Source organism: Streptococcus agalactiae ATCC 13813, from assembly GCF_000186445.1.
GTDB classification, from domain to species: domain Bacteria; phylum Bacillota; class Bacilli; order Lactobacillales; family Streptococcaceae; genus Streptococcus; species Streptococcus agalactiae.
Genome location: NZ_GL636070.1, coordinates 994,805 through 1,006,515 on the forward strand (window position 1 = coordinate 994,805; position 11,711 = coordinate 1,006,515).

An 11,711-nucleotide genomic window follows, 5' to 3' on the forward strand; every position below is an offset into this window, starting at 1 on the left:
TTATTTTTATAGGTAAATATATATTTAATGAATTAGGAGAGATAAATGAGTGATAAATTTTCAAATAAAATCAGTGTTATAGTTCCTTTATATAATGTAGAGAAATATATCATAAATTGTATTTCTTCACTTACGAATCAAACTTATCAGAATATAGAAATTATTTTGATAGATGATGGTTCTACTGATAATAGTGGTAGGATATGCAAAAAATTAGCTCAAGAGGATCATCGTATTATTTATTTAAGGAAAGAAAATGGTGGGGTTTCTAGTGCTCGAAATTTAGGGCTACAATATGCAACAGGAAGTTACATTGGTTTTGTAGACTCAGATGACTATATATCAAAAACAATGTATGAAAACTTATTAAAGAGATTATTAGAAACTAATGCAGATATCGCCGAAACTGACTTTGCCTTAATTGATAATAGATTTACGAAAAAAAGAGGAAAAAGATACAGAAAGTTCTGAATAAAGAAGAAGCTATTAGGGAGTTTTTATCAGGAAATGTGGTTGAAAATAATCTCGTCATAAAGTTATTTAAAAAAACAGTTATTGCTAATCTAAAATTTAAAGAAGATGTGATAGTTGGTGAAGATATGCTATTTTCTTTGCAGGCCTTACTAAACTCAGATAGAGTTACAGTGGACACTACGAATGCGGATTATTTTTATGTCGTACGTTCAAATTCAACTATGAATACTATTACCGAGAAGGATATCGATAATCTTTCAATACTCGAGCAGGAGTTCAAAAAAATTGATATCCCCCAATTAAAAAGTTATTTGGAAGCCAAATTAATTCGAGAAAAGGTTAAATTTGTATCTAGAGTATTAATTAGTAATAAAGCACATTTGTACAGTGATATTATTGATAGATATTTGCAAGAGGTTAGACACTACAGCATAAAAAATATGATAAACTTTCTTTCGTCGAAACATTGTTTGACTATAACTATTATGAAAATATCACCTAAACTATATACACTTTTATATAAAGTTTTTCAAAAGCAATAAATATCGGAACGGAGGCTTTTATTGGAAAAGATTAGTATTATTATACCGGTATACAATGTTAAGAAGTATCTTAATGATTGTATTCAATCTGTTATAAACCAGACTTACAATAATTTAGAGATTATTTTAATTGATGATGGTTCTACCGATGGTTCAGGAGACTATTGTGATGAAATTGCCAAAAAAGATAGTCGAATTTTTGTGTATCATAAGACAAACGGCGGTCTATCAGAAGCTCGAAACGTTGGAATAAAAATAAGTACCGGGAAATATATTACATTTATAGATTCAGACGATTACATCGAAAATTTATATATTGAAACTTTATACAACAGTTTAATTGAGTATAAGGCTGATATTGCTATTGTTAATAAATATCATTTAAAGGATAACGAGAAAATTGTTCATTTGGCAAATTCCAAAGAACTTTTTAGGGTATTTGATACTAAAATGATTTTAGAGAGTATGTATAGTAGAGAGAATAATTTTATTAGTACCCTGACAATGGCGCAGCTAAAATTATATCGTAAGGAACTTTTCTCTGATATAGAATTTCCCATTGGGAAAAAATATGAAGATTCTTTTACAACTTATAAGACATACATTGAAGCTAATAGGATTGTTTTTGTTAATAGACCATTATATGCCTATCGATTTCGAAGTGGGAGCATTACAAGAAGTGGTTATCAATTATCAAATTTAGACGTTTTAGAAATGTACGAAGAGCGGTTGGAATATTTTAGAGAAAGAGGATATGATTTACTTAGTACTAAATATCATTATTGTATAGCTATTGCAAATCAAAAAGAGTTATTAAAAAAACATTTCCCTAATAATCCTAAAATTTATAAATTGGACAGCCAGTTTAGAGAAATATATTGTGATATTTTAAATGAACTTCCCTTTAAAAAGCGAATAAAATTAGGAATTATTAGGTTCTTACCATTTATTAAACGGTTAAAATACCAATTTATTGAAAGTAGATGATATGCAACATATATTAGCAATTATTAGTTATAAAATGACACATGCATTAAAATGTACCGTAGATTTATTGAAAAATGATATGGATATAGTTATACACGTTGATGCCAAAAGTGATATAAAACAATATGATTCGATAAAAGAATTTGTAACTTTCACAGAAGAAAGAATAGATGTTCGTTGGGGACACTATTCTCAGATTTTAGCTATGTTAGTTCTTTTAAAATATATGAAGTCCAAAGAAAAATATCATTATATTTCTATTATTAGTGAAAGCGACATCCCATTAAAAACAGGTAAAGAAATTAATACTTTTTTAACCCTTCATAAAGGTAAAGAATTCATAGGTATGGTTTCTAACGAGCAAATGAGTGATTTTGAGTATGATAAACTCAAGTATAACTATCCTGATTTTTGTTTTTCTAAAAGAGGAATATTTAAAAAAATTTATAGAGGTACCAAAGTTTATAGGTTCTTTAAAAATGCAAGGTATTATTCCCTACCTCCTCTTCGTAAGGGAAGTCAGTGGTTTACTATTTCAAGAGAGTTTACTGACTGGATTATTGGATATTTAGATAAACACCCAGATTATCAGGAGGCTTTTTGTCATAGCTATTGTGGAGATGAATTATTTTTTCAAACATTACTAGCTATCTCTCCATTTCAAGAAAGGGTGATGAATAATAAAGATGACTGTCTCATGGGAGGGAGATATATTATTTGGGAGGCTGATAAGACATCACCTTGCGATTTATTTGCTGAAAAAGTGTTAGAATATAGGAAAGAAGCTGAGAGTGCTTTATTCTTTAGAAAAGTATCTGAAGAAAGCGATTTTGATGTTTATATGCATCTATTAAATAAACTTTAAATTAAGGAGAAAATATTGAAACTTTTATTTATTGTTCCATATTTTGGAAAATTTAATAGTTATTTTCAGTTATTTTTAAACTCAATAGCCACATCAGATCTTTGTGATTTATTGATTGTTACCGATGATAAAAGTAAATACGATTACCCTCAGAATGTTACTATTCGCTATACTAGTTTTGAAGAGTTCCGAAATGAAGTCCAAAGAAAAATGGATTTTAAAATTACTTTAGATACTCCATACAAACTCTGTGATTTTAAACCAACATACGGTTATCTATTTGAAGATGAATTGTTAAATTATCAATATTGGGGTTATTGTGACTTAGATATTATCTTTGGTGATTTAGATGGATTTTTACATCCCATACTAAATAAAGGCTTTGATAAAATTTTTGAGCTAGGTCATTGTACGATTATTAAGAATGAATCACGAATAAATCGAATGTTCCTTTCTACAGTTAATGGGGTGAAAATAGGACAAAAAGCTCTAAGTTCTTCCAAAATCGAAGTTTTTGATGAGGCATATGTTAATAGTATTAATAATATATTTATTGAAAATAATTGTAATAACTTTTTGTACAGTTTAGGAGCAGACATAGATATTTGGAAGAATAATTTTTATATTACTTCTTTCAAGAATAAAAAAGATTTTGTAGTATCAGACGCTCCCAGCATATTTTACTATGAACAAGGACACTTATATGAGTTTCACCAATATAAGTCTGTAGTAAGAAGGAGTGAGTATTTATATATTCATCTTCAACAAAGAAAAATGAAAGTTGATTTAGATGCTAGGTCTACAACTTATCTGATATTACCAAATAAGTTCGTAGAATATAGAATAGCTACAAATTGCTTGTTAACACTTAAAGAATTTAAACGGTTTATTAGTTTTGGAAAATATAGCTTTCAAAAATACCGCCTATATACTAAATTACAAAAGCAAAAAATAAAGAAGTTATTATGAGATTTTAATGAAAATGAAGAATATTTATATATGTTACACTTTATATCACCTATTGATATCTTTATGTAAGAGAGATTTATTTGGAAAAATAATTATCTTAACTACTCGAATAAATAATTATGCAATATATAAAAGAAGAATAGAAAAGTTGTTTCCAGAAATACCTGTATTGATTGTAGATGATAGTGATTACAGTAAGAAATATAAATTGTTTTATCCGAAGCGAATAAAACAAGAATTGTTTAGTATAACCAACGGCAATAAAATACATATTTACAATGACTATACGCAATTAGGATATTTTTTTCATAGGAATGCTATTCCCTACCATTTAATGGAAGATGGATATAATAGTTTAAAACATCCAACGAGTATCGCTCCAGATGGTCTTTGTGACAAGATAAAAGGGAAGATAACGAATACACCCCGATATCATGGCTTCAGTAAGTATTGTAAGACGATAGAAGTAAGTAGTTTGAAAGATTTACCAACAGATGAGAGAATGTCTAAGTTTATTGAGAAGCCCAAGGATGGATTATTTTCTGATTTAGATAATAAAACTAAGGAATCTATTTTAAAGATTTTTGACATAGCCTCAATAGATATTGAAATAGCTTCTCCATCTGCTCTAATATTAACTCAACCTTTAGAGGAACATTTTAAAAGTCAAGAGGAAATATACCAATTTTACAAAAGCATAGTGGAAGAATATATTGATAAAGGTTACCACATATATATTAAAGTTCACCCTAGAGATAACATTGACTACTCTAATCTCAATGCAACAGTAATACAAAGGAACATCCCTATAGAATTATTTGATTTCCTAGAGAATATAAAATTTGATGTTGGGATTACATATTTTTCCACGGCATTAGATTTTTTAAATTGTGTTAATAAAAAAATTTTCTTATACAATATTAAGGATATTAAATGAATACTAAGAAATTACTTCAATCTGGTTTTATTTATACACTCGGGAATTTATTGGTGCAAGGATTAGCCTTTATCACACTTCCCATCTACACTCGGGTCATCTCAACAGAAGTTTATGGCCAATATAGTTTATATGTCGCTTGGATGAATATTATTATGCTTTTTATTGGCCTTCAGACGAGCGGTTCTTTAAGTTCAGCCCGGGTCAAATACGGAGAAGAATTTAAAAGCTATTCTGGGAGTGCCTTTTCTGTAGGTAATATATGGTTTCTTATTATACTTTTGATAGCTTTTCTATTTAGAAGTTTTCTTGCACCATTAGTTGGTTTTTCTGAATCTATTTTTTTATTAATGGTGTGTCAAAGTTACGCTAGCTATGTGGTGACTTTCTTTGGTCAGTATTTTATACAACAACAGAGGAGTTTGGCTAATTTAATATTATCCTTAGCCAATGCAGTTTCATCTGTTGCACTATCTCTATTTTTAATTTTTCATTGGTCCGATGACTTTTTATCTAGGGTTTTGGGAGCTTTTGTTCCTACTATAATAACTGGAATAGTTGCCTTTGCTTATATTTATTATCATAGCAAATCTTTTTACAATCCTAAGTATTTTCGGTTCATTGTCACTGTGTCTATTCCTTTGATTTTTCATTTGTTAGGACATCAGTTATTAAATCAATTAGATAGGATTATGCTAGTTCGCTTATATAGTACTAAAGAAGTTGCAATGTATAGTTTCGGTTATTCGCTTGGAATGATTATTCAGATTGTTTTGAATAGTATTAATATGGCTTGGATTCCATGGTTTTTTGATGCTAGAAAAGAAAAATTACTGCAACTTTCAACTTATATTAGCCGTTATCTCTATTTAGGAGTTTTCTTAACATTAGGTTATTTGACTGTTTTTCCTGAGTTAGCTCAAATAATGGGAGGAGACAAGTATAGTAGTAGTGTTCAATTTATTTCTTTAATTATTGTCAGCTACTTTTTAGTCTTTCTCTATACATTTCCTGTAAATATCCAATTCTTCTATGCTAATACGACATGGATTCCTATTGGGACATTATTAGCTGCTGGTGTAAATTGGTTACTAAACCTTGTATTAATTCCTCATTATGCAGCCTATGGCGCTGCTATGGCTACAATAATATCTTATTTAGCCTTGTTGATTTTTCATCATATTGTTTCGAAAGTTAAATACCATTATTCAGATGTCTCAGTTAGGCAGTACATCATTTTAAGTGGTATAGTATTTAGTTATGCTATGTTAATGAACATGTTCCTAGATAATATCGTTATTAGATGGAGTTTAGGAATAATTATTCTTATAGTATATAGCATTGTTTTTCAAAAAGTCATTTTAGACTTATTGAGTAAAAAAAGAAGGAGAAGATAATGGTTTATATTATTGCAGAGATTGGTTGCAATCATAATGGAGATATTAATCTTGCGAAAAAAATGGTAGATGTTGCCGTGTCTTGTGGTGTTGATGCTGTTAAATTTCAGACTTTTAAAGCTGAGAAACTTATTTCTAAATTTGCTCCCAAAGCTGAATATCAAAAAGCAACTACAGGAACAGCAGACAGTCAACTTGAGATGACGAAACGTTTAGAGTTAAGCTTTGAAGAATACTTAGAAATGCGTGATTATGCAATTTCAAAAGGTGTGGAGACCTTTTCAACACCTTTTGATGAAGAGTCATTAGAGTTCTTAATTTCTACAGATATGCCAATTTACAAAATTCCATCAGGAGAAATCACTAATTTACCTTACTTAGAAAAGATTGGCAAGCAACAAAAGAAAGTTCTTCTTTCGACGGGTATGGCGGTAATGGAAGAGATCCATCAAGCGGTGAATATTTTACGTCAGAATGGTACAACCGACATTTCTATTTTACATTGTACAACAGAGTACCCAACACCTTACCCCTCTCTAAATTTAAATGTTATTCATACTTTGAAAAATGAATTTAAAGATTTAACGATAGGTTATTCGGATCATTCAATTGGATCAGAAGTACCTATCGCAGCAGCAGCAATGGGTGCAGAAGTTATTGAAAAACACTTTACTTTAGATACTAATATGGAAGGTCCGGATCATAAAGCCAGTGCAACACCTGATATTTTAGCTGCTTTAGTTAAAGGGGTTCGCATTGTTGAACAAGCCTTAGGTAGATTTGAAAAAATCCCAGATCCAGTAGAAGAGAAAAATAAGATTGTTGCTCGTAAATCAGTCGTTGCTTTAAAACCAATTAAAAAAGGCGATATTTATTCAATAGAAAATATTACGGTGAAGCGCCCAGGTAATGGTATTTCTCCTATGAACTGGTATGACATCTTGGGACAAGAAGCGCAAGATGATTTCGAAGAGGATGAAGTTATTCGTGATTCACGCTTTGAAAATCAATTGCCCGAGTTATAATAACACCTAATTATAATCGGCAACAGATGTATTACACGGCTAAGATTATGTAATTACTATATATAGAAGGGATACGATGAAAAAAATTTGTTTAGTAACCGGATCGCGTGCTGAATACGGAATAATGAAGCCATTGATTCAAAGATTATCAAAAGATAAAGAAGTCAACTTACAAATTATTGCAACAGCAATGCATCTGGAAGAAAAATACGGCTATACTTATCGTCAAATTGAAGAAGACGGTTTTGATATTGCTTATAAAGTTCCCTTACATCTTTATGATACTGACAGAAGAACTGTATCTACTGCAATGGCGCATTTACAACTAGGATTGACCAAAATTTTTGACAAGGAAGACTATGATCTAGTCATCATTTTAGGGGATCGTTACGAAATGTTACCAGTTGTGAATGTAGCGTTGATTTATAATGTCCCAGTATGCCACCTTCATGGAGGGGAGACCTCATTAGGCAATTTTGATGAGTATATTCGCCATGCAATTACTAAGATGAGTCACCTACACTTAGTCTCTACAGAGGACTTTCGTCAACGTGTGATTCAGATGGGAGAACAACCTCAATTTGTAATTAACACAGGAGCTCTCGGAGTGGAAAATGCTCTATCAATCCCTTCTCTAACCAAAGAAGCAATAGAAAAGCAATTAGGTATTGTACTAGAGGAATCCTATTTTGTTGTTCTCTATCATCCTGTTACTTTTGAACAAGGAAAAAGTGCTGGAGAACAGATGAAAGCGGTACTATCAGCCCTTTCTAAATTTGGTGTCCAGTGTCTATTTATAGGATCCAATTCAGATACTGGTTCTGATGATATTGCAAAGGCTATCAATACTTATTTGATAAATCATGAAAATAGTTATTGCTTTGCTTCTTTATCAACCCAACTTTATCATTCCTTAATTCGTCATTCACTAGGACTGATTGGTAATTCGTCTTCTGGTTTAATAGAAGTTCCTTCTTTGATGAAACCTACTCTTAATATTGGTGATCGCCAAAAAGGTAGGCTACATGGAGAAAGTGTAGTAAGTGTACCAGTCGAAACCTCCTCTGTATTGGAGGGATTATCAAAATTGAATGAAGTGACCAACTTTGACAATCCCTACTACAAAGGGAATGCTTCATCTATTGCATATGAAGCAATAAAGCTTTATTTGAAAGATGAACCTTCAATTTCCCAACCATTTTATGATTTAAAGGAGAATAATCTAAAATGAAAAAAAAGTTGGCATTTTTAGGCGCAGGAAGTCATGCTGATGCGATTGCTCCGGTTATTGATCCTCTTGTGTATGATTTCGTAGGTTTTTTTGATGATAAAGATATTACGGAGCATGATGGTTATCCTGTTCTTGGAAAACTTTATGATGTGCTACCTTACCTTGAAGATGGCTCAATAGATGCAGTATTTATTACAATAGGTGATAATACTAAAAGGAAAGAACTATTTGAATATGTAGCAAAGGATTATTATGACTTTATTATTAACATCATTAGTCCCAATGCTTTAGTATTGACACCAGATAGTATTTGTGGACGTGGTATCTTTATTGGTTTTGGGGCTTTTATAGGTTCTAAAGTGAAGCTGTTTGATAATAACGTTGTTAATACAGGAGCGCTCATTGAACATCATACTGTTGTAGAATCACACTGTAATATAGCACCTAATGCTACCATAAATGGTCTTTGTTATATTAGAGAAGAAGTTTATGTAGGTAGTGCCAGTGTTATTATTCAAACCTTGGATATTTCATCGTGTACGACAATTGGAGCAGGAGCTGTTGTTGTAAAAGATATTATAGAACCTGGAACCTATGTAGGGGTTCCAGCCAAAAAAATAAAATAAAGGATATGTTATGAAGCCAATTTGTATTATTCCTGCGCGATCAGGGTCAAAAGGATTACCAGATAAGAATATGTTATTCCTAGCAGGTAAACCCATGATTTTCCATACTATAGATGCTGCAATTGAATCTGGAATGTTTGATAAGAAAGATATTTTTGTTAGTACAGATTCAGAATTGTACAGAGAGATTTGTTTAGAACGCGGTATTTCAGTGGTGATGAGAAAACCGGAACTTTCAACTGATCAGGCAACTTCGTATGATATGTTAAAAGATTTTTTATCTGACTATGAAGATAATCAGGAGTTTGTGTTACTTCAAGTAACTTCTCCACTAAGAAAATCATGGCATATAAAGGAAGCAATGGAGTATTATTCTTCACATGATGCTGACAATGTTATAAGTTTTTCTGAAGTTGAGAAACACCCTAGTCTGTTTACGACATTGTCTGATAAAGGCTATGCTATAGATATAGTGGGAGCAGATAAAGGTTATCGTCGCCAAGATTTACAACCTTTATACTATCCGAACGGCGCTATTTTTATTTCTAATAAAGAAACTTACTTAAGGGAAAAAAGCTTTTTCACCTCTAGGACATATGCTTATCAAATGGCAAAGGAATTTTCATTAGATGTTGATACGAGAGATGATTTTATCCACGTCATCGGTCACCTCTTTTTCGATTATGCCATTAGGGAAAAAGAGAATAAAGTTTTTTATAAAGAAGGCTATAGTCGTTTGTTCAATAGAGAAGCTTCAAAGATAATTTTAGGTGATTCAAAAACGATATCTATCTCACTAGAAAATTACCATAATTATTCCCAAGGTGGTGTAACATTAGCAACGATGTTGGAAAACTTACCTAACTTTTTGACAGCTAATGTAACAGAGGCTTTTGTTTCTATAGGGGTAAATGATCTCATTACAGGTTATAGTGTGGAAGAAATATTCAGCAATTTCCAAAAACTCTACTCATTATTAGCTGAGAATAAAATAAAGATGAGATTGACAACTATTGCTTACACCCTTTTTAGAGAAACTGTCAATAATGCAGATATTGAGAAAATCAATCAATGGCTAACAGAATTTTGTTATCAAAATCAGATTCCATTGTTAGATATTAATAGATTTTTATCAAAGGATGGTAATCTAAATTATCATTTAACTAGTGATGGATTGCATTTTACTCAAGAGGCTAATGATTTGTTACAAAGTCAATATCAATTATTTGTAGACGAAGTTAAAACCTTATAATATTTATTTTATAAAGTTATTCATCTTATTTTTGCGATTTCAATAGTGATATGGTATATTTAAAGTAAGCTACGTATAGTTTTACCAGTCAGAAATAGTAAGGATGGTTGAGTATGAGAGAAACTGAAACACACGATCACCAAGCGCTAATTCAAAAATTGTTAGTCAGTATTCATTATTTAACCTTGTTTCGTGATGAAATTATATTAGTAGAAAAAACCCCATCTTTACTGGGGAAACATTTTTCTATTGCTATTGTGCAGAATGAACTAGGTGAGATACTTTCTAAAATAGAAGCTTTGAGTAAGCAAAAAAAACTGATTCGTTCTATTTATTGGTATGATGAATCGTCATTTAAAGTCATGAATAAGGCTCTGGCTATTGTAGAAGAATGGATTAAGGGCTTAGATAATCTTTTAGAATTCTGTCAATCACAGACGGTTTTTCAAGCAATTTTAGGTGATGAACGTGCACATGTATTTGGAATCCTTATTGATGTTTATACTTCTTTAAACATTATAAATACTTCTTTGAAAGAAGAAAATTCTAGACCAGTGTCCTTATCTGATTTGGCTCTAGGTCTTAAGGACGAAGATTAATAAAAAAACGTTACTGCTTTGAATGAATAAAGCAGTAACGTTTTTTATAAAATATTGCTATACTAGTAATACAGATATCTAAAAGTAAGGAGTTATAAATGAAACATTCTAGTTGGCATGATTTAATAAAAAGAGAACTACCCAATCATTACTACAATAAAATTAATACATTTATGGATGCAGTTTACGAAAGCGGAATCGTTTATCCTCCAAGAGATAAGGTGTTCAATGCCATACAGATAACACCACTAGAAAACGTAAAAGTAGTGATTATTGGCCAAGATCCTTATCATGGACCTCAACAAGCTCAAGGACTCTCATTTTCTGTTCCAGACAATTTACCAGCTCCTCCTTCACTTCAAAATATTCTAAAAGAATTAGCAGAAGATATTGGGTCACGTTCACATCATGACTTAACATCATGGGCGCAACAAGGAGTGCTGCTATTGAATGCTTGTTTAACAGTTCCAGAACACCAAGCTAATGGTCATGCTGGGCTTATATGGGAACCTTTTACTGATGCTGTCATCAAAGTGGTTAACCAAAAGGAAACACCAGTAGTCTTTATTCTGTGGGGTGGCTATGCTCGAAAGAAAAAGTCGCTAATTGATAATCCTATTCATCATATTATTGAGAGTCCTCATCCGAGTCCCTTATCTGCTTATCGTGGTTTCTTTGGTAGCAGACCTTTTTCTAGAACAAATCATTTCTTAGAAGAAGAAGGAATAAATGAGATTGATTGGTTAAATTAGAAGGGAAATCTACTCTCGAAACATTGTTAGTTTTATAATAAAAAACCGCTACTAG

General features: G+C 31.3%; 13 protein-coding genes. All 13 read left to right on the forward strand.

Features of this window, described 5'->3' with window-relative positions; genetic code table 11:
* The first annotated feature begins 45 nt into the window (after window positions 1–45).
* The 13 genes from HMPREF9171_RS1000000114115 to HMPREF9171_RS108330 all read left to right on the forward strand — a co-directional run bounded on the left by HMPREF9171_RS1000000114115 (window position 46) and on the right by HMPREF9171_RS108330 (window position 11,656).
* Complete coding sequence (locus tag HMPREF9171_RS1000000114115; RefSeq protein ID WP_001872230.1) at window positions 46–471, forward strand: glycosyltransferase family 2 protein; 426 nt, start codon at window positions 46–48, stop codon at window positions 469–471.
* A 38-nt stretch (window positions 472–509) separates the two neighbouring features.
* Complete coding sequence (locus tag HMPREF9171_RS1000000114120) at window positions 510–1,016, forward strand: hypothetical protein (protein ID WP_000230072.1); 507 nt, start codon at window positions 510–512, stop codon at window positions 1,014–1,016.
* A gap of 21 nt (window positions 1,017–1,037) precedes the next feature.
* Window positions 1,038–2,003, forward strand: a complete 966-nt coding sequence (locus tag HMPREF9171_RS108380) for a glycosyltransferase family 2 protein (RefSeq protein WP_000411723.1) — start codon at window positions 1,038–1,040, stop codon at window positions 2,001–2,003.
* A 1-nt stretch (window position 2,004) separates the two neighbouring features.
* Complete coding sequence (locus HMPREF9171_RS108375; protein ID WP_001163822.1) at window positions 2,005–2,868, forward strand: beta-1,6-N-acetylglucosaminyltransferase; 864 nt, start codon at window positions 2,005–2,007, stop codon at window positions 2,866–2,868.
* 15 nt (window positions 2,869–2,883) lie between these two features.
* A complete protein-coding gene (locus tag HMPREF9171_RS108370) occupies window positions 2,884–3,837 on the forward strand; it encodes a DUF6625 family protein (protein WP_000770547.1) in 954 nt (317 codons plus the stop codon).
* A 7-nt stretch (window positions 3,838–3,844) separates the two neighbouring features.
* Window positions 3,845–4,774, forward strand: a complete 930-nt coding sequence (locus HMPREF9171_RS108365) for a glycosyltransferase family 52 (protein WP_000782627.1) — start codon at window positions 3,845–3,847, stop codon at window positions 4,772–4,774.
* Window positions 4,771–6,171: an oligosaccharide flippase family protein gene (locus HMPREF9171_RS108360; protein ID WP_001093067.1), complete on the forward strand. Its 1,401-nt coding sequence runs from the start codon at window positions 4,771–4,773 to the stop codon at window positions 6,169–6,171. Before HMPREF9171_RS108365 ends, HMPREF9171_RS108360 begins: the two co-directional genes overlap by 4 nt.
* Entirely contained in the window at window positions 6,171–7,196 is a 1,026-nt protein-coding gene (neuB, locus tag HMPREF9171_RS108355) for an N-acetylneuraminate synthase (protein WP_000262519.1), read from the forward strand. Before HMPREF9171_RS108360 ends, neuB begins: the two co-directional genes overlap by 1 nt.
* A 76-nt stretch (window positions 7,197–7,272) precedes the next feature.
* Window positions 7,273–8,427, forward strand: a complete 1,155-nt coding sequence (gene neuC / locus HMPREF9171_RS108350) for a UDP-N-acetylglucosamine 2-epimerase (protein WP_000717641.1) — start codon at window positions 7,273–7,275, stop codon at window positions 8,425–8,427.
* On the forward strand, window positions 8,424–9,053 hold the full coding sequence (locus HMPREF9171_RS108345) for an acetyltransferase (RefSeq protein WP_000727603.1): 630 nt from the start codon (window positions 8,424–8,426) through the stop codon (window positions 9,051–9,053). The genes neuC and HMPREF9171_RS108345 overlap by 4 nt, the downstream gene beginning before the upstream one ends.
* Window positions 9,054–9,063: 10 nt before the next feature.
* Window positions 9,064–10,305, forward strand: coding sequence for an N-acylneuraminate cytidylyltransferase (gene neuA / locus HMPREF9171_RS108340; protein ID WP_000802341.1), 1,242 nt, complete (start codon window positions 9,064–9,066; stop codon window positions 10,303–10,305).
* A gap of 113 nt (window positions 10,306–10,418) precedes the next feature.
* Entirely contained in the window at window positions 10,419–10,904 is a 486-nt protein-coding gene (locus tag HMPREF9171_RS108335; RefSeq protein WP_001209321.1) for a hypothetical protein, read from the forward strand.
* Window positions 10,905–11,002: 98 nt separating this feature from the next.
* Window positions 11,003–11,656 carry a uracil-DNA glycosylase gene (locus tag HMPREF9171_RS108330; RefSeq protein ID WP_000682955.1) on the forward strand — a complete coding sequence of 218 codons (654 nt, stop codon included), beginning with the start codon at window positions 11,003–11,005 and terminating at the stop codon, window positions 11,654–11,656.
* The last annotated feature ends 55 nt before the right edge of the window (window positions 11,657–11,711 follow it).